Source organism: Gemmatimonadota bacterium (assembly GCA_026706345.1).
GTDB lineage: Bacteria > JAAXHH01 > JAAXHH01 > JAAXHH01 > JAAXHH01 > JAAXHH01.
On record JAPOYX010000088.1, the window covers coordinates 1 to 21,743 of the forward strand.

General features: G+C 61.6%; 17 protein-coding genes. All 17 read left to right on the top strand.

Annotated features, from left to right (window positions below; genetic code table 11):
• The coding region (locus OXG98_06760) for an MlrC C-terminal domain-containing protein (GenBank protein ID MCY3771703.1) at positions 1-787 on the top strand (787 nt) is incomplete at its 5' end.
• Between the two features lie 60 nt (positions 788-847).
• On the top strand, positions 848-2,884 hold the full coding sequence (locus OXG98_06765) for a hypothetical protein (GenBank protein ID MCY3771704.1): 2,037 nt from the start codon (positions 848-850) through the stop codon (positions 2,882-2,884).
• Between the two features lie 42 nt (positions 2,885-2,926).
• On the top strand, positions 2,927-4,264 hold the full coding sequence (locus OXG98_06770) for a nodulation protein NfeD (protein MCY3771705.1): 1,338 nt from the start codon (positions 2,927-2,929) through the stop codon (positions 4,262-4,264).
• A complete protein-coding gene (locus tag OXG98_06775; protein ID MCY3771706.1) occupies positions 4,254-5,096 on the top strand; it encodes a slipin family protein in 843 nt (280 codons plus the stop codon). Before OXG98_06770 ends, OXG98_06775 begins: the two co-directional genes overlap by 11 nt.
• An 80-nt stretch (positions 5,097-5,176) precedes the next feature.
• Positions 5,177-5,875, top strand: coding sequence for a DNA repair protein RadC (radC, locus tag OXG98_06780; protein MCY3771707.1), 699 nt, complete (start codon positions 5,177-5,179; stop codon positions 5,873-5,875).
• Positions 5,876-6,028: 153 nt separating this feature from the next.
• Positions 6,029-7,084 carry a Gfo/Idh/MocA family oxidoreductase gene (locus tag OXG98_06785; GenBank protein MCY3771708.1) on the top strand — a complete coding sequence of 352 codons (1,056 nt, stop codon included), beginning with the start codon at positions 6,029-6,031 and terminating at the stop codon, positions 7,082-7,084.
• Positions 7,085-7,224: 140 nt separating this feature from the next.
• Positions 7,225-8,341, top strand: a protein-coding gene (gene prfB / locus OXG98_06790) for a peptide chain release factor 2 (GenBank protein MCY3771709.1) whose coding sequence is annotated in 2 segments (ribosomal slippage) — positions 7,225-7,287 and positions 7,289-8,341 — 1,116 coding nt in all. Because the reading frame shifts where the segments join, the coding sequence is not laid out codon by codon here.
• A 206-nt stretch (positions 8,342-8,547) separates the two neighbouring features.
• Positions 8,548-9,978, top strand: a complete 1,431-nt coding sequence (lysS, locus tag OXG98_06795; protein ID MCY3771710.1) for a lysine--tRNA ligase — start codon at positions 8,548-8,550, stop codon at positions 9,976-9,978.
• Positions 9,965-11,293, top strand: a complete 1,329-nt coding sequence (locus OXG98_06800; GenBank protein ID MCY3771711.1) for an ABC transporter permease — start codon at positions 9,965-9,967, stop codon at positions 11,291-11,293. Before lysS ends, OXG98_06800 begins: the two co-directional genes overlap by 14 nt.
• Positions 11,286-12,071, top strand: coding sequence for an ABC transporter ATP-binding protein (locus OXG98_06805; protein MCY3771712.1), 786 nt, complete (start codon positions 11,286-11,288; stop codon positions 12,069-12,071). Before OXG98_06800 ends, OXG98_06805 begins: the two co-directional genes overlap by 8 nt.
• Complete coding sequence (locus tag OXG98_06810) at positions 12,068-12,391, top strand: UvrB/UvrC motif-containing protein (protein ID MCY3771713.1); 324 nt, start codon at positions 12,068-12,070, stop codon at positions 12,389-12,391. The genes OXG98_06805 and OXG98_06810 overlap by 4 nt, the downstream gene beginning before the upstream one ends.
• Before the next feature lie 4 nt (positions 12,392-12,395).
• Positions 12,396-13,451, top strand: coding sequence for a protein arginine kinase (locus tag OXG98_06815; GenBank protein MCY3771714.1), 1,056 nt, complete (start codon positions 12,396-12,398; stop codon positions 13,449-13,451).
• Between the two features lie 60 nt (positions 13,452-13,511).
• Positions 13,512-15,986, top strand: a complete 2,475-nt coding sequence (locus OXG98_06820) for an ATP-dependent Clp protease ATP-binding subunit (GenBank protein ID MCY3771715.1) — start codon at positions 13,512-13,514, stop codon at positions 15,984-15,986.
• A gap of 172 nt (positions 15,987-16,158) precedes the next feature.
• A complete protein-coding gene (gene bamA / locus OXG98_06825) occupies positions 16,159-18,570 on the top strand; it encodes an outer membrane protein assembly factor BamA (protein ID MCY3771716.1) in 2,412 nt (803 codons plus the stop codon).
• A 71-nt stretch (positions 18,571-18,641) separates the two neighbouring features.
• Positions 18,642-19,154: an OmpH family outer membrane protein gene (locus OXG98_06830; protein ID MCY3771717.1), complete on the top strand. Its 513-nt coding sequence runs from the start codon at positions 18,642-18,644 to the stop codon at positions 19,152-19,154.
• A 7-nt stretch (positions 19,155-19,161) separates the two neighbouring features.
• On the top strand, positions 19,162-20,190 hold the full coding sequence (lpxD, locus tag OXG98_06835) for a UDP-3-O-(3-hydroxymyristoyl)glucosamine N-acyltransferase (GenBank protein ID MCY3771718.1): 1,029 nt from the start codon (positions 19,162-19,164) through the stop codon (positions 20,188-20,190).
• Between the two features lie 90 nt (positions 20,191-20,280).
• The coding region (locus OXG98_06840; protein MCY3771719.1) for a bifunctional UDP-3-O-[3-hydroxymyristoyl] N-acetylglucosamine deacetylase/3-hydroxyacyl-ACP dehydratase at positions 20,281-21,743 on the top strand (1,463 nt) is incomplete at its 3' end.

Consider the following 21,743-nt stretch of genomic DNA (forward strand, 5'->3'; position numbering starts at 1 on the left):
CTGCGGATCGATCGCCACCTGCTTCCCGCTCGCAGACATACCCCACATGGGCGCGTCGGTGTACATCGTGACGGACGACGACCAGGAGATGGCCCAGCGTTACGCCGACGAGCTGGGAGAATACCTGTACGACCGGCGCGCCGACTGGCACTTCCACATGCCGTCGACGAAGGAAGCGCTGGACCGGGTCCACGAGGAGGCCTTGTTCCCGGCCGTGCTGGCGGACCGAAACGACAACACGGGCGGCGGATCGCCGGGCGACGGCACCGCCATGCTGCGGACCTTCATCGAAGCGGGGCTCGAGGACGCCTGCGTCCTCTATATCGTCGATCCGGAGGCGGTGGACCAGTGCATGGACGCCGGGGTGGGCGCCACGATCACGCTGGACGTCGGGGGGAAATCCACGCCGCTACAGGGCGAACCGGTGACCATGACGGCGGAAGTACTGGCCCTTTCTGACGGCAGGTTCCGGTACCACGGCCCCATGCTCGCGGGTCTTGAGGGTACGATGGGACCCTCCGCCCACATCCGGCAGGAGGGGGTTCATGTCATCCTCGTGAACGAGCGCGAGCAGCCCTTCGACACGGCCTTTTCCGAATCTCTCGGTCTGGATCCCCGGGAAATGCGCTACATCGGGGTCAAGTCCTCCGCCCATTTCCGGGCCGGATTCGAACCCTGGGCAGGCGCCATTCACGTGGTGACGGAGCCCGGCGTGCATGACATGGCCACATTGACCTTCCACCGGCTTGGAAGGAAACTCTATCCACTGGATGGCGCGCAGGAATGACGGAATGATTCCGGCGGACCGCCGGCACGCGTTTGGGCAAGACCCTTACGGAAACGAAACATGAGCACATCGGCCGAGAAAATCGATGCCGCTTCGATCTGGTTCGATCACCAGACACTGATCAGGAACGTGGACGTCCTGCTCACGGTCTACGACCAGGCCGCGCAGGGCGTGCTGGACCTGGCGAACAGCGAGGGTTATTTCGAAGGCGTCGATCCGGATCTGCTGAAGTGGCCGCCTTCGCGGACGCCCGGCGGAACGATCGGGCTGGAGGGACTCGGTTACCGCGCGAAGCTGATCGGCGCGATATACGAAGGGGTTCCCCTCCTTCGCGACCAGCGGATGGGCGAGGCCTACGACCAGTTCCGGCGGGTCGCCCCCGATTATTACCAGTCGGTCCAGCTATACGCCCGCGTGAGAGAGCAGTTCCTGCGGAACGAGCAGGACGCGAACGCCCAGTTCCTCGAACTCTACCAGACCATCTATGTCGAGGCCCTCCGGGCGAGCAACGTGTTCACGCCGGACGAGGGCGAGGCGGCCCTGGCCGGGGCCAGGCTTTCCCGCGTTCCCCTGTCTCACGCCCAGCCCGTCGCCGAGAAGCTCAAGGACATCGTGCCGGAGGACGACCCCATCTGGCAGGCCGAGTACGAATGCTCGCTCGATGGAAAGGAAACCCGTTCGACGCTCAGGGACATTTTCCAGAACACCGCGCAGAAGACGCTCGAATACCTGGCCGCCGGTGAGCTGCTCGCCGTTCGCTACAATACCTATACCAACTTCGCGTGGTTCGGCTGCGCGGTGTGGAAGATCATCAGCGACGCCGAGCTGCTGGCCGAGTTCTGCCGCCGGCACGTCCCGAGCAAATACATTCAGCGCAAGATCGACGGCATACAGGAGGATATCCTGCTCGGCCAGGCCATGATGGTGGAGTTCTTCCAGGCGCACCAGGAGAACCCCGCGCAACTCAAGCCGACCGGGTACTGGTACGGCCATCACTATACGAGCCTTACGCGGGACATGATCGACCAGACCAACTCGCTGATGGAAAAGTGCAACCTGGTCATCTACCGGATCAACCAGCACATGAAGGACAATGAGGACGCGGCGAAGATTCCCGACGAACTCGCCTCCATGCTGGAGCCCATGGTGGTGCCGCCCCTGCTGGACCGGTCCGCCACGGGCAATTTCCTGGAGTATCCGCACGTGGGGCGCAACGCCCGTTATTCTCCCGTCAAGCGCGCCACCAGGCTCACCCGGTGGATCGGGGCCTCCTGGCGGTACGTCCGGAACAAACTCGAGATCGAGGAAGAGGGCCTGGACGAGCAGGAGCAGCTCGAAGCCGCATGGCACAACAGCCTCACCTGGTCCGAAAGGACGCTGAAGATCTTCGGCATTACGGTCAAGGTGCACGTTGACCCGATGGTCGGCGAACTCGCCCGCGTGCTCAAGCTGCACGAGGGCCGCTACAAGGTTCTGTTCTTTCCCACCCACCAGAGCGTATTCGACCACCCCGTCATGTACAAGGTGCTTCAGTCCCGCGTCCTGCTGGATGCCCTGGGCTGGGAGGACTCCCGTCCCTGCACCATCCTGTCCCGGTCGGGACTGACGGAGTACGTGACGCTGCGCCTGGGTTCATGGAGCACGACGTTGTTCGGCGTGAATGCCGCGGAGTTCGACCGCCTGCTCGAGGAAGTCGACGGTTACGTGGTCCTGCCCCGCGCGGGAGATACCAACAACGCGACCCGGCGATTCGCCGAACTGCTGGAGAAACGCCCGGGCATCATTTACGCCGCGGGCACCACGGCGGCATTCGACATCCAGTCCATACCCCTGCAGCACGGTCTTTTCAGCAAGATTCCGCCCGACGTCGTACTCATTCCTATGGCATTCAGGGGCATTCATTCCATCTGGCCCAAGTGTCCCAGGCGGAACATACGCATAAACCCGGGTCAGGTCGAGGTCGTGGTGGCGCCGCCCATGATGGGGGAAACCACGCTGTTCCCCCGGCGGCGGTCGCTCAGGCCCCAGATTGAACCGGCGGCGCTGTTCCAGGCCGTACAACTCGTTCACCTGCTCAACCCGAATCATCGACCATGACCGCGTCCGTTACCGGTCACGGACCAACCAGGTAGAATCAGGATGAACCCGTTACGAATCCTCTGTTACATCTGGCTGACCTCCGCGCTTGTGTGGTCGCAGGCCGGGGACGCCTGCGCCGCCCGGGTCGATGTCATCAGGCTGACCGGCCCCATCGGTCCGGTCAGCGTCCAGCATGTGTCGGCGGCGATCGAGCGGGCCGAAAACGACCGCTCTGAATGCCTGGTGATCATGCTCGACACGCCCGGCGGTCTCCTCGAATCCACCCAGTTGATCATCAAGGACATGCTCGCGTCCAACGTGCCCGTCGTGGTCTACGTGGCGCCCAGCGGCGCGGGCGCCGGCTCCGCGGGCGTGTTCATCACCATGAGCGCCCACGTCGCCGCCATGGCGCCGGGCACGAGCATCGGAGCGGCCAGCCCGGTCGGTATCGGGGGCGCGGTGGCGGACTCGACCATGCAGGAGAAGATCGAGAACTTCTCCGTGAGCTATATCCGTTCCATCGCCGAGAAGCACGGCCGTAACGCGGACTGGGCGGAACAGGCGGTCCGGAAGGCCGAGGCCCTGACCGACCGGGAAGCCGTGGAGCAGAACGTCGTGGACCTGAATGTCGCCACGCTGGACTCCCTGCTCGTTCGGATCGACGGCACTGTCGTCGAAGTCCGCGAAGGCAGCCGGGTATTGCGCACGAAGGATGCCGAGGTCCAGATAAAGGAAATGAGCTGGCATCACCGGGTGCTGAACGTCCTCTCCAATCCCAACATCGCCTATCTCCTGATGATGCTCGGGTTCTACGGGCTCATCTACGAGTTCATCAACCCCGGGGCCATTTTTCCCGGCGTCGTGGGCGGCATGTGCATCGTCATCGGACTCTTCGCCCTGCAGACGCTGCCCATCAACTACGCAGGACTCCTGCTCCTCCTGCTCGGACTGGGACTGTTCGTCACGGAACTGTTCGTGGCCAGCGGCGGGCTCCTGACCCTCGGCGGGGCCATTTCCTTCACGATCGGTTCGATGATGCTCATTGACTCGCCCGATCCTTATCTTCGCATTTCCCTGTATGCCATCATTCCGGCCGTGATCGCAACCGCGGCATTCACGCTGTTCGCCGTGGGCTACGCGCTGAAGGCCCAGAAGCGGCGCACGACCACGGGCGACCAGGGACTGATCGGAGAGACGGGCCACGCGCGCACGGCCGTGGATTCCCGGACCGGAAACGTCTTCGTTCACGGCGAGTACTGGTCCGCGACAAGCGACACGCCCATCGAACCCGGCACCCCGGTCCGGGTCGTCAGGCTCGATGGGCTGCGACTGAAGGTAGAAAGCCTGGATTCAGGTACGGACGCAACGAAACAAGGGGAGGACGCCCATGTGGTTTGACGGATTTTCGCTATCGACGATCGTACTCGTGCTGTTCCTCATCATCCTCTTCACGAACGCGGTCAAGATCCTCCGCGAGTACGAGCGGGGCGTGGTCTTCCGGCTGGGCCGCCTTTCCAAGGCCCTGATCGGCAAGAACGGACCGGGCATCGTGATCCTGATCCCCGGCATCGACAAGATGGAGAAGGTGAGCCTGCGCACCGTGACCAAGGACGTGCCGGCCCAGGACGTGATCACGCGGGACAACGTGTCCATCAAGGTGAACGCGGTGATCTACTTCCGGGTCCTGGACCCGGAGAAGGCGATCACCGAGGTAGAGGATTTTCTGCTGGCGACCCATCAGCTGGCCCAGACCTCGCTGCGGAGCGTACTCGGTCAGGTGGAACTGGACGACCTGCTTTCCAACCGGGACAAGATCAACGAGGACCTGCAACTCCTGCTGGACCAGCAGACCGAACCGTGGGGCATCAAGGTGTCCATGGTCGTCATCAAGAACGTCGACCTGCCCATCGAGATGCAGCGGGCCATGGCCAAGCAGGCGGAAGCGGAGCGGGAACGCCGGGCCAAGGTGATCAACGCCCTGGGCGAGCAGCAGGCCGCCGAGAAACTCTCCGAGGCCGCCCACGTCATGGGCACCCATCCGGTGGCCGTGCAACTGCGTTACCTCCAGACCCTGTCGGTCGTGGCGGCGGAGAACAACTCCACCACGCTGTTCCCCGTCCCCATCGACCTTTTCAAGCCCTTCGTGGACGCCTTGAGACCAGCGATCTCGGGTGACTCGCCGGAGACGGATTCCGGCGCACCGGAGCGCAGGGGTCAGGAGGATGGATAGCATACGAGATTCCTCGACGGGATTTCGACTAAATCGGTCAACATGCCATAGTTCGCCAACCAGGAAAGAGGGAACTTACGATGACCGATTTACAAGGAATGACCCCGATCAAGGACTGGCCCGAGGACGAAAAACCCAGAGAACGGCTGCTTAGATACGGAATCCATACCCTTTCGGACACGGAGCTGATCGCGCTGTTGCTGCGTACCGGGAACGGTTCCGGGGGGAAGGACGTCATTGACATTTCCCGGGACCTGCTGCAGCATTTCGGCGGACTGCGCCACCTCGCCACCCGGGAGATGAGCGAGTTGTGCCAGGTGTCGGGCGTGGGACCTGTCAAGGCGGCCCAGATCGCCTCCGCCATCGAAATCGGCCGCCGGCTCGAAGCGCAGGACATGGAACAGAAGTCCTTCGTTTCGAGCACCGACGTGGCGCGCTACTTCATGCCGAGACTCCGGGACCTGCGCAAGGAGGTCTTCATGGTCCTGATGCTCGACGCGCGCAACTGCCTGATCCGCGGCGTGACCGTATCGGTGGGCAGTCTTACCGCGAGCATCGTCCACCCCCGGGAAGTGTTCAAACCCGCCATTCTCGATTCCGCCGCCTCAGTGATCTTCGTGCACAACCACCCCAGCGGCGATCCCACACCGAGCCAGGACGACCTCAAGATTACCGCGCAGCTCGTCGACGCGGGCCAGATGATCGATATCAAGGTGCTGGATCATATCATCATAGGCCGAAAGTCCTTTACCAGTCTTGCCGGCAAGGGGTTAATTTAGCGGAGGCCCGGCGGAACGGCGAGACAGCGGAACGCAGGACAGGCGTGGCGAAACGCCGGGCCGGCGGACCGCCGGCAGCGCGGCGCGGCGGGCAATATGTGCGCGCCGCAGAGTTCGATAACGGCGGGACAGTGGACCGGAATCGCACCGGCAATGGGAGAAGCCTTGGGATCTTCGGGCGATGAAAGGATCAGGATAGGCTTCGTCGGCGCGGGATTTATGGGACAACTGGTCCACCTGCCGAATCTCACGGAGATGGCCGGGTGCGAGGTGGTCGCCCTGGCCGACCGAAGACCCAGGCTGGCGCGCCTGGTGGCGGACCGGTTCGGTATCCCCGAGGTCTGCGGATCGCACGAGAAGCTCTGCGCGGACGCTTCGATAGACGCCATCGTGCAGATCACTTCGGATGACGCCCACGCGCCTGTTTCCATCGACGCGTTGAACGCGGGCAAGCACGTCTATCTCGAGAAACCCATGGCCACCAACCTGTCCGACGCGCGCCGCATGGTCGAGGCCGCGGGTCGCAACGAACGCCAACTGATGGTCGGGTACATGAAACGGTTCGATACCGGCGTAGAATTGGCCCGCTCGATCATCGACGATCTGAAGTCGTCCGGCGAACTCGGGACGATTACCCACGCGAGGGGTCACTGCTTCGCGGGAAACTGGGTCTGCAACGCCGGGACGCCGATTCAAACGGACGAGCCCTACCCGGAAATCGAACCCCGGCCGCCGGCGTGGCTGGAGGAGGAACGAATCGGGGAGATTTACAGCATAAACAACCTGTATTGCCACAACATCAATCTGATGCGCTACCTGCTGGGCGACGTCCGGGCACTGAGATTCGCGTCTCTCGACGGCCCGACCCGGTTGATGGTCTTCACCATGGACGGCTATGAAGCGGTGCTGGAACTGGGAAAAGTGACGGCTGATTTCTGGGACGAGGGTGTGAAGGTGTATTTCGAGGATGGATGGATAGAGATCCATACACCGCCCCCGCTGCTCAAGAACGTGCCGGCCAGGGTCTCCGTCTACAGGGCGGGCGCCATACAGCAGCACGTCCAGCCGCAGGCGCCGAGGGACTGGGCGTTTCGCAGGGCGAACGTCCACTTCGTCACGTGTATACAGTCCGGCGCGACGGTGCGTTCCTCCGGGGCGGATTCCATCCGCGACCAGGAACTGCTGGAAGAAGCCTTCAGACGGTTCTGAGTGCATCCGGGGGATTGATTGTTTATGTTGTAGTCGAGCGGTGCCGGACGTTGTTCGGGCTCCGGCCGGACCGGGATTGATCCGGCCGCGCGAACCTGATTTACCAAGACAGGAAGATGCAGCAAGGAGTATATGCGGAAATGATGGAACCATCCGAAATCAAGAATGCGCTGGAAGCATGCCGAAGTCAACTGGCCTATCTCTGGAGGGGCCTTTGACATAGAAAACAGGCAGGAAGAGACGGTTCGCCTCGAAGTCGTCATGGGGGAGCCGGACTTCTGGAACAACCAGGCGCAGGCCCAGGCCGTCAGCAGGCAGATCAGCGACCACAAGAAGGTCATCGATCAGTGGAACGAAATGGACAGCCAGGCCGAAGACCTGGAGACGCTCTTTGAAATGGCCGCCGAGGAGGATGACCGGGACGCCTTCGACGAGATAGAAGACGGCGTGCGGTCGCTGCGGAGCCTCCTGGAAGCGGCGATGCTGCAGAGCATGCTGTCCGCCCCCGACGATACGAAGAACGCCATCGTTTCCATACATCCCGGAGCGGGCGGCACGGAGTCGCAGGACTGGGCCGAAATGCTCATGCGCATGTACCTCCGCTGGATGGAATCCCGGGATTACGCCTTCGATACCCTGGATCTGCAGCCAGGCGACGAAGCCGGCATCAAGAGTGTATCCATCGAGGTAACCGGCGAATACGCGTACGGCTACCTCAAGGCGGAAGCCGGTGTCCACCGCCTCGTCCGCATCTCGCCCTTCGACTCGAATCACCGGCGGCACACCTCTTTCGCCTCGGTTTCTGTGCTGCCTGAAATCGACGATCCGGGCGATATCGATCTCAACGAGTCGGACCTCGAGATCGACGTCTACCGGGCCAGCGGCGCCGGCGGCCAGCACGTGAACAAGACCTCGTCGGCCGTGCGCATCACCCACAAGCCCTCCGGCATTGTCGTCCAGTGCCAGTCGGAGCGCTCCCAGCACCGCAACCGGGAAAGCGCCATGAAGGTGCTGATGTCCCGCCTCTACCAGCAGCGCCAGGAGGCGATCCGAGAGAAAAGGGAACGCCTCGAAGGAGATAAGAAGGAGATCGCCTGGGGCAGCCAGATCCGGTCCTACGTATTCCATCCCTACACCATGGTCAAGGACCACCGTACCGGTACGGAAGTCGGAAACATACAGTCCGTGATGAACGGCGGAATCGACACGTTCATCGAGGACTATCTCCGACGCGACGATTCCGTCGAAAGCACCTAGTCCTCCCGGTGCGCGCCCTTCCCCGCTGCCCCTGGCGAAGTCCTTTTTAGTTGACACGAAGACCCGTCGCACCTATATTCCGGTACCCGTCTAACCTGTTATGCCGACGGCACTTCGCACCGTTCACTCGCACGCCCCGTCAATAATCCACCACCACCCACAGCCCGAACGATTTCAACCGGCAAAGGCACGAGAAACTCGACGAGATCCGCACGCGCGGCATCGATCCCTACCCCGTCCGCTACGACGTTTCCCATCCCGCCCAGACCATACTCGAACAGGCGGAAGACCTGATCGAATCCGCCGGGCCAGTCACGGTGGCGGGCCGGATTGTATCCAAGCGGGGGCATGGCAAGTCCGGCTTTGCCCACCTGCTCGACCGAACCGGCCGGATCCAGGTCTACGTCCGTCTCGACCGGGTAGGCTCCGGCGAATACGAAATCTATGACCAGTTGATCGAGGTGGGCGATTTCCTGGGGGTAAAGGGCGCAGTCTTCAGGACCCGTACCGGTGAGATCACCGTCATGGCGGATGAACTGAAACTGCTGTCCAAGTCCCTCCGCGCCCTGCCCGAAAAGTGGCACGGCCTGCGGGATGTCGAAACACGGTACCGGCAGCGCTACGTGGACCTGATCATCAACCCCGGCGTCAAGGAGGTATTCCTCAAGCGCTCGCGGCTCATCCGGTCCATCCAGCGGTTCATGGACGACGAGGGATTCGTCGAGGTCGAAACGCCGATCCTCCAGCCCCTGTACGGAGGCGCGCTGGCACGGCCCTTCAAAACGCACCACCAGGCCCTGGACATGCCGCTTTACATGCGTATAGCCGATGAGCTCTATCTCAAGCGGCTCATCGTCGGCAGCATGGAGCGCGTATACGAAATAGGGCACGACTTCCGCAACGAAGGGATCGACCGTACCCACAACCCAGAATTCACCATGCTGGAGTTCTACATCGCCTACGTGGACTACCGGTATATCATGGACCTGGTGGAGCGGCTCTTCGTCCGTGTCTTCCAGGAAGTCAACGGCACGCTGAACCACACGTACCAGGACCAGCCCATCGACATGACCCCGCCCTGGCCGCGGCTTTCCATGCTCGACGCCATACGGGAGCACGCAGAGGTCGACGTTTCCGGCCTGGCGACAGCGGAGCTCGCGGCAGTATGCGGGGATCGGGGCCTCGATGTAAACGCCGAACTGGGCAGGGGCAAGATGATCGACGAGCTCTTCGAGCGCTTCGTACAGGACCGCCTGGTGAATCCCACCTTTATCACAGATTATCCCGTGGAGATATCCCCCCTGGCCAAGCGACACCGGGAAAACCCCGATCTCACCGAACGATTCGAGCTGTTCATCTGCGGGAGCGAATTCGCCAACGCGTTCTCCGAGTTGAACGACCCGGTGGACCAGCGCCGCCGGTTCGAAGAGCAGGCGGAAATGCAACGCAAGGGCGACGGGGAAGCTCACGCCATGGATCACGACTACCTCCGGGCGATGGAATACGGCATGCCGCCCACCGGGGGCTGCGGTATCGGAATCGACCGGCTGGCCATGCTGATCACGGACTCCGCGAACATCAAGGACGTACTCCTCTTTCCCCATCTGCGCAGGGAATCATCTGATGGCGCTACGTAAACGCTGGTCATACGAGTGGTTCATCGCCCTGCGGTATCTACGCTCCAAGCGGCAGACCCGCTTCGTCTCCATTATCACCTATATATCCGTCGGCGGCGTGCTCGTGGGCGTGGCCGCGCTGGTCATCGTCCTCTCCCTGTTCAACGGCTTCGAGAGCGAAGTACGGGAACGCATCATCGGGGAACGGGCGCATATCAACGTGTACTCGCTGCTTGGCGATGGTTCCATTTCCGGATACGATCCGCTGCTTGACATCATCCTGTCGGTGGACGAGGTGGTCTCGGCCGCACCCTACGTGCAGGAGAAGGCCGTTTGCACGCCGGTTCCCGCCACGCGCAGCGCGGCGGCAGGCGTAATCGTGCTCGGACTGGACGTCGAATCGGGCCGCCTGGTCACGAACCTCAAGGAGAACATCGCCTTCGGGTCCCTGGATCTGACGGCCGCGCCCGATCCGGGCAACCCGGAGGGAAGGCCGCTGCCCGGTATCGTCCTGGGCCGGGGACTCGCCGATCAGCTGGGGGTCATCGTCGGTGAAAAGGTGGCCCTGGGCAATATACAGAGTTTCTCCCTGACCTCGGCACTCACTCCCTACATCCGGCCCTACCGTGTCACCGGCCTTTCGGAAACCGGCTTCTACGAGTACGACGCATCCTCCGTGTACGTTTCCCTGGACGAGGCCCAGAAGCTGTTCCGGCTCGGCGACGATATCAACGGAATCGCCGTGAGAGTTTCCGACCGGGACGAGGCACGGCGCATTGCCGACGTGATCGAAGCGGATCTCAACCGGTACACGGAGGAGACGGCCGATTCATCTGTTGCGTCAACCTCGTCTGTAGCGTATTTTACGGTAGACTGGATGCAGCGGCACAAGGGGTTGTTCCGGTGGATGACCCTCGAGAAATGGGGTTCTTTCGCCATACTCAACCTGATCATCCTGGTGGCCGCGTTCAATATCGCCAGCACCCTGATCATGGTCGTGCTGGAGAAAACCAGGGACATCGGCATTCTGAAGTCCATGGGGGCTACCGGCGCCAGCGTAACCAGGGTGTTCATCATCCAGGGTTCCGTGGTCGGCATCGTCGGCACCCTGCTCGGCTGTCTGATCGGTTATGTGCTCTGCTGGATGCAGTTTACGTTTGAATTCATCTCCCTGCCGCCGGAGATCTATCTGATTGATGCGCTGCCCGTAAGGGTCGACATACTTGATTTCGTCAGCGTTGCCGCAGGTTCCATGCTGATCTGCTTGCTCGCGGCCGTCTATCCGGCCAGGAAAGCCGCCGGACTGGTTCCGGTCGAAGCGATACGACATGAGTAGCGAAGCGCCACGGGATGGACTGGAGGCGCCCGGAGGAACGGTCGCGGCCGACTGTTCGCCCGAAACGGACGGGACATCCTCGAACGGCGCAGTGCTGAGCGCCAGGGCGCTGACCCGGAGTTTCTTTTCCGGCGCCGGCCGTCTCGACATTCTGAAGGGCATCGACATCGACGTTCGGCGCGGGGATATCGTGGCGATTCAGGGGGCTTCCGGCGCGGGCAAAAGCACCCTGCTGCATATCCTCGGGACGCTGGACCGGCCCACCTCCGGCCAGGTTTTCATCGGCGAAACGAACGCCTTCGAACTTCCGGAAGACGGGCTGGCGGAATTCAGGAATCGCACGGTGGGCTTCGTGTTTCAGGCCCACCACCTTCTCCCGGAGTTTACGGCTCTCGAGAACGTGATGATGCCCCTGCTGGTGGGAAGAAGTCCGTGGGATTCGGCGCGTGAGCGGGCCGAAAGCCTGCTGGGGGAGGTCGGACTGGGGAAGCGCCTCGACCACAAGCCCGTGGAGTTGTCCGGCGGGGAGCAGCAGCGCGTCGCCGTGGCCAGGGCCCTGGTAGGCCGTCCGCACGTCGTTCTCGCGGACGAGCCCTCCGGAAACTTGGACCGCGGGAACGGGCGGGCCCTGCTGGATCTGATGTGGGACATGTCCCGCAGATACCGCCAGGCTTTTGTCCTGGTCACGCACGACGAGGACATAGGTCGCCGGTCGGACCGGATCTACCGGCTGGAAGACGGCCTGCTGAACGCGGTGGCGGGCCGGGAGCGCGGATGAAATCGACCACCTGTCCACAGTGCGGCATGTCGACCGCTGAATTCGGCAAATCGGGCCAGCTGGGATGCGCCGTATGCTACCGCGTCTTCAAGGATACGCTGGTACCGCTTTTCAAGCAGATTCACGGCTACGAATTCCATCGGGGAAAGATCCCGGAATCGGATCCGTCGCGGCAGCAGACGCGCCGTGCGCTGATCGACCTGAGGCGCGCGTTGAAAAAAGCGGTCGGACAGGAAGCCTACGAACAGGCCGCGAAATTGCGAGACCGCATAAACGAGCTGGAACGCGGCTCGGAATGGCATCACGCGATGCATGGATGACGACATGGAAAACCCGTATTCCGACCTGGCGGGCAAGGTGCCGCAGTGGTGCGACCCCGAGGGAGAAGCCGCGGAACTGGTCATCAGCAGCCGCGCCCGCCTGGCCCGCAACCTGACTACGCTGCCCTTCGTTCACCGTACGATAAAGAACGAGCGGTTCCGCGTGATCGAACAGGTGGACCGGGCGGTGCGGTCCGGCGGCGACGTGGCGCGGGCCGCGTACCTGTCGCTGATGGACACGTCGGAACTGGACCGCAAGGTGCTGGTCGAACGGCGCCTGATCAGCCCGGCCCTGGCGGATGGAACCCGTCCCGCCGGCGTGTTCGTCGGTCCCGGCGAAACCTACAGCCTCATGGTGAACGAGGAAGACCACCTGCGGCTTCAGGCCATCAGGGGCGGTCTGCAGGTGCGCGCCGCGTGGCAGGAAGCGGATAAAATCGATACCGAACTGAGTAAAACACTTGATTTTGCCTTCTCGGACGAGTTTGGTTATCTAACGACCTGTCCGAGCAATACGGGCACCGGCATGCGCCTGTCCGTGTTGATCCACCTGCCCGGCCTGACCCTTGCGGATCAGATGGATCACGTGGCGCGCGCCATGGAGGAGATCGGATTCACGGTGCGCGGACTGTACGGCGAGGGTACCGGGAGATCGGGAAACATGTACCAGGTGTCGAACCAGTGGACCCTGGGACATACCGAGCAGGAAATCGTCGAACGGCTCGACCGGGTAGCCCGGAGGCTGGCGCATTACGAAGAACGGGCCTGCGACGCGCTGATGGGCGGCGCGCGACGGCAGACGGAGGACCGGGTAGCCCGGTCGTACGGCCTGCTGAAGCATGCCCGCCTGCTGAGTGAGAAAGAAGCCCTGGATGCCCTGTCCTTGTTGAGAATGGGCGCATACCTGGGACTTCCGAATGGCATGGAGTCCACGAGGTTCAACCGGCTGCTGATATCGATACAGTCAGCCCATGTGCGGATGAACTCCGGCCGTTCCCTGACCGACGAGGAACTGGACGAGCGGCGCGCGGAGCTGGTTCGGGCGCACATGGAAAACTGAAACGACTGAAATGCCAGCCGGGTTTCCGAAACCCGGATCGTGAAGGGAGGGATGCTCAAGATGCCCCAGGGAAACAACAACAAGTTCACGGAACGGTTCAAACGGGTCATGCACATCGCCCGAGAGGAAGCCGCCAGACTTCAGCATGACTATATCGCCACTGAGCACCTGCTGCTGGCCTTCATCCGGGACGGCGAGGGGACCGCCGCGGCCATGCTGCGCAACATGGGCATCGATCTCGAAGACCTCAGGCAATCCATCGAAGAGGCCACGGTATCCCAGTCGAGTGCGCTGACCATCGGCCAGGTGCCGTTCACGCCGAGGGCGAAGCAGGCCCTGGAAATCGCCGCCCACGAAGCGAACAACATGAAATCGAAGTACGTGGGTACCGAACACCTGCTGCTCGCGCTGGTGCGGGACAAGCAGGGCATCGCGTCCCAGATCCTGTCGACCTACGACGTGACCTTTGAAAAGATCAAGGAAGAGATCCAGAACATCCAGAGCGACCGTTCCGTCACGAAGAAAGACGCCCAGCGCAGCCGGACGCCCTTTCTCGATCATTTCGGCCGTGACCTCACCGAGATGGCGCGCGGCGGCAAGCTGGATCCCGTCATCGGCCGCGACAAGGAAATCGAACGGGTCACCCAGGTCCTGAGCCGGCGCAAGAAGAACAACCCGGCGTTGATCGGAGAACCCGGCGTGGGCAAGACCGCCATCGCCGAGGGCCTCGCGCAGCGGATCGTGCAGCGCAACGTTCCTCAGATCCTGGAGAACAAGCGGGTGGTCACCCTCGACATGGCCTCCATCGTGGCCGGGACCAAGTACCGGGGACAGTTCGAGGACCGGCTGAAATCCCTCATGGCCGAGATCACCAAGTCGGATGAGGTGATCATCTTCATCGACGAACTCCATTCCATCGTCGGAGCGGGCGGCGCCGAGGGCAGTCTCGACGCCTCCAACATCTTCAAGCCGGCTCTCGCCCGGGGCGAGTTGCAATGCATCGGCGCCACGACGCTCGACGAGTACCGCAAGCACATCGAGAAGGACGGGGCGCTCGAGCGCCGGTTCCAGAAGGTGATCGTCGACCAGCCGAGCATCGAGGAAACCATCGACATGCTCAAGGGGCTGCGCAGCCGGTTCGAAGAGTACCACCACGTAAAGTACACGGACGACGCCCTCGAGTTCGCGGTAAAGCAGTCCGACCGGTACATCAAGGACCGTTTCCTCCCGGACAAGGCCATCGACATCATCGACGAGGCCGGCTCCAGGGCGCAGCTGTCCAAGATGACGGTCCCCGATGAAATCCGGGATATCGAAGAGCAGCTCCAGGCCATACAGGACAAGAAGGTGGAAGCCGCCCAGCAGCAGGAGTTCGAACGGGCGGCGGCGCTGAGAGACCGCCAGGAAGAGCTGCAGCGCGAGTACGACGAGGCCTTCATGGCCTGGCGCGAGCGGGTTACCGACGAGGTGGTGGTGGTCACGGAAAACGACATGGCGCAGATCATCTCCAGCATGACGGGCATTCCCATCTTCCGGCTCGAAGAGCAGGAATCCAGAAGCCTGCTGCGGATGGAGGACGAACTCAAGAAGCGGGTCATCGGACAGGACATGGCCATCCAGGTGCTGAGCAAGGCCATCCGGCGGTCGCGCTCCGGCCTGAAGAATCCCAACCGGCCCATAGGTTCCTTCCTTTTCCTGGGACCCACCGGCGTGGGCAAGACGGAGCTGGCCAAGATCCTGGCGTCCTTCCTCTTCCAGGACAACGACGCCCTGATCTTCATCGACATGTCCGAGTACATGGAAAAGTTCAACGTATCCCGCCTGATCGGCGCGCCCCCGGGTTACGTGGGGTTCAACGAAGGAGGGCACCTGTCGGAGAAAGTGCGGCGCAAGCCCTATTCGGTCATTCTGCTCGACGAGGTGGAGAAGGCGCATCCCGACGTATTCAACATCCTGCTGCAGATCCTGGACGAGGGGACGCTGACCGACAGCAACGGCCGCCGGGTGGACTTCCGGAACACCATTATCATCATGACGTCGAATCTGGGTACCCGGGATATCAACAAGGCCGGCGGACTCGGCTTCCAGCAGGAAGGCGCCAAGGTCGATTACGCCAAGATGGAGGCGACGGTCAAGGAAGAAGTGAAACGGCTCTTCAACCCGGAATTCCTGAACCGGCTCGACGAGGCGGTCGTGTTCCGTCAACTGGACCAGTCCGATATCTCCCGGATCATTGATCTTCAGCTCAAGGAAATCAACGAAAGGATGACCGAGCGCGGAATCAGGATCTCGCTGACGCAGAGCGCCCGGGAACTGCTGTCCGAAAAAGGTTATGATCCGGTCTACAACGCCCGGTTCATGAACCAGACCATTCAGCGCATGCTCGAGGATCCGCTTGCGGAAGATCTGCTGAAGGGCAAGTTTCACGACGGGGACGAAATCAGGGTCGGCAAAAAAGGCGAAAACCTGACGTTCTACAAGGCCGAGACCTCGGATTCCGACAAAACGCCCGTACTTTCCGAATCAGAAGCCTGAGCATGGGGTTCGCGGGAACCGGCGCCGCGGTAAGCAGGACCGGCTTTAGGGAACCCGACGAAAAAACGCGCGTAAAATCGACAGTCGGTTTGCCGCGTGTCATTCGTGTCGTCAAGCCACCTCGAGCCACCTGAGTACCCGCATGGACGGGAAAGCGATCTCTGTGTCCGATATGCCTTTCAAGTACCTGAAATCCTTCCTGGCCATGGCCCTTGCGGGCGGGATATTCCTCGCCGCTTCCCTGGGTCCCGCCAAAGTTTACGGACAACAGCAGCAGCCCCTGATCGCCGACGTGGTGATCGAGGGCCACGCCAATGTCGATGAGCCGCTGATCCGGTCGATGATCACCCTGAAAGCGGGAAATCTCTATAATCCCCGGGACGGTGCGACCACGATCAAGCAGCTCTATCGCCTGGGTCTGTTCGAAGACATTCGCATATATGCCAGCATGGGCGCCGCCGGTTTGATCGTCACGGTGAACGTCAGGGAATACCCGCTGCTGGACCGCCTCGAGTTTGAAGGGAACAAGAAGATAAAGAACGACGAACTCGAGCGCATATCCGGCATCTTCCAGGGCCAGGCGCTGAGTCCCTTCCGAAGAAAAGGCGTCCTGGACAACATCACCCAGGCCTACTACGAGAAAGGGTATCTGCTCGCCACGTTGACACCACGCGTGCTTGTGGAAAGAAACAACGCGATCATGCGGATTGAAATCGACGAGGGCGAGAAGGTCAAGCTGGGTGAGGTCTTCGTCGAAGATAACGTCTCCGTCTCCGAAAAACAGTTGCAGGAAGCTTTTCGAAAAAAATCCGATACGGAAGAAGATCATTTCTGGAAAGAGGGGGACCTGAGACGGAACCGCCTGCTGGATCAGTTCCAGAAGATCGTGGCGGAGTACCGCAAGCACGGATTCCGGGACGCGGAGGTCGTGGAGGATACGCTGTGGTTCAGCGAAGACCGGAAGCGGATGTACCTCAAGGTAAAAGTCAAGGAGGGCAGAAAGTACTACCTCGGCGATGTAGCTTTCGAGGGAAACACGAAGTTCACCGATGAGCAGTTGTCCCGCCTCATCAAGATCGACACGGGAAAGACGTTCAACGAGGAAGAATACCAGGAGAGCGTGTCGACGATCTACGAAGCGTACGGCGAACTGGGTTACCTGTACGCTACGCCGATCGCCCGGGAGTCCGCGGCCAACGACTCCACCATCGATCTGCACTTCGCGGTCGACGAAGGGGACCCGGCCAGGGTGCATCGTATCGACATCGTAGGCAATACCAAAACCAAGGACAAGGTCATCCGCCGCGAGTTGCTGATCAAGCCGGGGCAGACCTTTCGCCGCTCTTTGCTCCTGAGAAGCCAGCGGGACGTGTTCCAACTGAACTTCTTCCAAGATGTCCAGCCCGGACTGCAGCCCCTGCCGAACGGAGACGTGGATGTATCCTTTACGGTACTGGAGAAACCGACGGGCACGGCGAACGCCGGCGCCGGTTACAGCGGGCTTGACGGGCTCGTGGGTACCATTTCCATGGTCATCCCCAACTTCCTGGGCAACGGGCAGAGCCTGAATTTCAACTGGGAATTCGGCAACCGCCGCAATTCCATTTCCACCAGTTTCGTCGAACCCTGGCTCTTCGATACGCCGACCAGCGCCGGCATCGACGTATTCCGGACCAACAGGCAGTGGTTCCGGGAATTCAATATCATCCAGAAAGGATTCGGGATGTCCCTGGGGCGCCGTTTCCGCGGCACCTACTGGCGGATCAGGGGGGCCTACAGATTCTTCGACCTCAAGTATTCCAGTTTCGGTGAGCGCTACTACGCGGCGGCGCTGCAAGACACCACCCTCACCGATGCGCAGATCGCGGCGATTAACGGAAACATACGTCAGCGGGAGTCCCTGGAATCCAACAGCGGCCTGACGAGCCAGGTCTCCTTCTCCGTGACACGGGACAGCCGCGATTTCCCCCAGTTCGCCACGCGGGGCATGCGCCAGACGTCCCGTAGCGACGTCGCCGGTGTCGGCGGCGACGTGAAGTACCTCAAACAGACCCTGGAATCCGATTTCTATGTGCCTCTTTTCAAGGGCACGTCGGTTTCCCTGAGGGGGAGATACGCCGTGGCATTGAACCCCTTCAACGAACGGGAAGTACCGTTTTTCGAGCGTTTCTTTCCGGGCGGCGTCAGTTTCGATGGGATGATCCGGGGCTATGGCAACAACTCCGTGGGGCCCTATACCCAGTCGGGGGACGGAACCAGCAGCCGGGATGGCGGCCGGGTGATGAGCATTTTTACCCTGGAGTATCAGATCCCCATCGTCGATCAGCTCAGGTCTCAGCAGCCTGTTTACGCCGTGGCGTTCGTCGAGGCCGGAAACGCATGGGCGAAACTGTCCGAAGCATCGCCGCTGCCGGGCAATATGAAGAAGTCGGCCGGATTCGGCATCCGGATTATCATGCCCCTGGTGGGACTGTTGGGGTTCGACGTCGGCTACGGGTTCGACAAGCCGTCGGACCCCATCCAGGCCCTCCAGAAGAAACGGAGCGGGTGGCATACGCACTTTCAGCTCGGGCAGGTGTTCTGACTCATACGCCCGAGGAGGTTTCCGGAGCGATCCGGTACGCTAGGAGGATATAAATGGTTTCACCGAGGAAATTGACTCGTACCGCGGCCGTTCTCGCCGTGGTCTTGCTGTTGCCTGCCGTGGCGGAGGGACAGGAACTGAAGATCGGCTACCTGGACATGGAACGCCTGCGCCAGTCCTACCAGGGGTTCAGGGATGCGGAGGAGGCCTTTCAGAAGATAGCGACGGAAGTGCAGGAGCAGGTTCGGAACCGGCAGCAGGAAGTCGAAATGCTGAGTCAGCAGTACGAAGCCAGGAAGACCATGCTGACCGCGGCCAGGCGGCAGCAGGACGAGCAGAACATCCTGCAGAAGGAACAGGAGTTGATGCAGTTCGCCCAGACCCAGCAAATGCAGCTCGCGCAACAGGAAGTGGAACTGACCAGGCCGTTGCAGGAATCCATATTCAACGTGGTGCAGACCCTGGCCAAGGCGGAAAACTTTACGTATATCTTCGACGCCGCGTCGCTCATTTACGTGGATCCGCTGAGAGCGCAGGACCTCACGGGACAGGTCCTGGAGGAACTGCAAAAGGAAGTCAAGTAACCGATCGATGCGTCAGAAACTAGCCGATATAGCGACGCAGGTAGAGGGCGAACTCATCGGTGACGGATCCTGTATCATCGAGAGCGTCGCTCCGCTTGACGAGGCTGGCAAGGGTTCGATCTCCGTCCTGATCAACGCCCGGCAGAGCAGGCGGCTGGAGTCGACCGGGGCCACGGCGGTCATCGTCTCCCGCGAGATCGACCGGGCGCCGCTTCCCATCATACGCGTCGCGTCGCCCGAACTGGCCCTCGCGACCCTGTTGTCGACCTTTTTCGCCGGACATCGTCCCGCGGAGGACGGCGTTCATCCGACGGCCAGGTTACATCCTTCCGCGGAGGTGGATGAAAGTGCGGACATCGGACCTCATGTTTCCATCGGACCGCACACGTCGGTGGGCCGGAATGTCCGCATCGGCGCGGGCGTGGCGATCGGCGCCCATTGCAGGATCGGCGCCGGCACGTGGATTTTCGCCAACACGACGCTTTACGACCAGGTATCCCTGGGTGAAGGCGTGATCATCCACAGCGGAACCGTAATCGGCAGCGATGGATTCGGCTATTTCCAGGGAAGCGGCGGCGCCCGGAAGATCCCGCAGGTTGGCGGCGTTGAAATCGATGACGAGGTGGAGATCGGCGCGAATACGACGATCGACCGCGCGACCATGGGGATGACCCGCATCGGCCGCGGGGCCAAGATCGACAACCTGGTCCAGATCGGCCACAACGTCGTCATCGGCGATCATGTCACGATTTGCGCCCAGGTGGGCATCGCGGGCAGCACGGTGGTCGAAGCGGGATCCGTGATCGGCGGCCAGGCCGGACTCTCGGACCATATCAAAGTCGGCGCCGGATCCAGGATCGGCGGCCAGGCGGGCGTGACCAAGTCCATTCCCGCAGGCTCGACCGTATCGGGTTACCCCGCGCGTCCGCACAATCAGGCCCGGCGGATAGAAGCCGCCATCAAGCGGCTGCCCGACCTGCTGCAGCAGATCCAGACCCTGGAAGCGCGCATCAAGGATCTTGAAAGCCGGGAATAGCCGGGAGAAGGCGCCCAAAGCCGGAAAAGGCGGGCGTAGCCGGGAATTGACGTTCGGAAAAACCACCAGCCAGGAGAAAGCGGCGTACACATGCTCAAACATCAGCGTACCATAAAATCCTCCGCGTCCGTGAAGGGAATCGGCCTGCACACTGGAGGGGAAGCGACGCTGACGTTCAAGCCGGGTACCGTCAACGACGGGATCCGGTTTATTCGTGTTGACCATCCCGACAGACTGGAAATCCCGGCCGATATCGATTACGTGGTCGACACCACCAGGGGGACGAACCTGGCGCGCGACGGTGTCCGGATACACACGGTTGAACACGTCCTGGCCGCCGTGGCAGGACTGGGCGTGGACAACCTCCGTATCGAACTCGACGGCGCGGAGCCGCCGATTTGCGACGGCAGCGCCATTCCCTTCGTCAACGCGCTGCTGGAAGCCGGCATCGTCGAGCAGGACGCTCCCAGGGAATACCTGGAACTGGATAACCCGGTGCTTTACTCGGAACGGGAAAACGGCCTGCTGAAGGAACTCGTCGTCATGCCCTCAGACGATTTCCACCTCACCTACATGGTCGATTATCAGAAGTCCAGTCTCGCCAGCCAGCATACGGTGCTCTACTCGCTGGAAGACGAATTCGTCACCGAATTCGCGCCCGCGCGGACATGGACCTTCCTGAGTGACGTCAAGGCGCTGCGCGAAAGAGGGCTGATCAAGGGCGGCAGCCTGGAGAGCGCGGTCGTCATCGCCGACATGGACCTGTCCGAGGAAGAGCTGGACGAATTGAAGGACCTGTTCGGCGTGGAGGACAGGGTGGTGATCGGAGAGAACGGGATCGTGGGCACCCAGCCCCTGCGATTCGACAACGAGCCGTGCCGGCACAAAGCCCTCGACCTGATCGGCGACCTCGCGCTCCTCGGCGCTCCGCTCAGGGCCCAGGTATTCGGAGCGCGGTCCTCCCATTCCGCCAATGTCGAGCTGGTACGCAGAATACGCGGCGCCTGTGCGAAGAAGAAACCCGCAACTGAGACGGAAACTTCGCCTGCGACCGCGCCGGAAACGGTTCTGGATATCGAAGACATCCTGCGCCTCCTCCCCCATCGATATCCTTTTCTGCTCATCGACCGGGTGATCCACATGGAACCGGGAAAACGCGTTGTCGCATTGAAGAACGTGACCATCAATGAACCTTTTTTCGCGGGCCACTTCCCCGGCCATCCCGTTATGCCGGGTGTCCTGATCGTCGAAGCCATGGCGCAGGCGGGCGGCCTGCTGCTGCTCAATACGATCGACAACCCGAAAAGCAAAATGGCGTATTTCATGGGAATCGACCGGGCGCGGTTTCGCAAGCTGGTCAAACCCGGGGACCAGGTACGCTTTGAGCTGGAGATGATCCGAATGCGTATGCATGCCTGCAAGATGGAAGGCAAGGCCTACGTGGACAACGAACTGGTAGCCGAAGCCGTGCTCATGGCTATGGTTACGGACCAAGCGGGCCAGGCGGACCAGGCGGACCAGGCGGACCAGGCGGACCAGGCGGACCAGGCGGA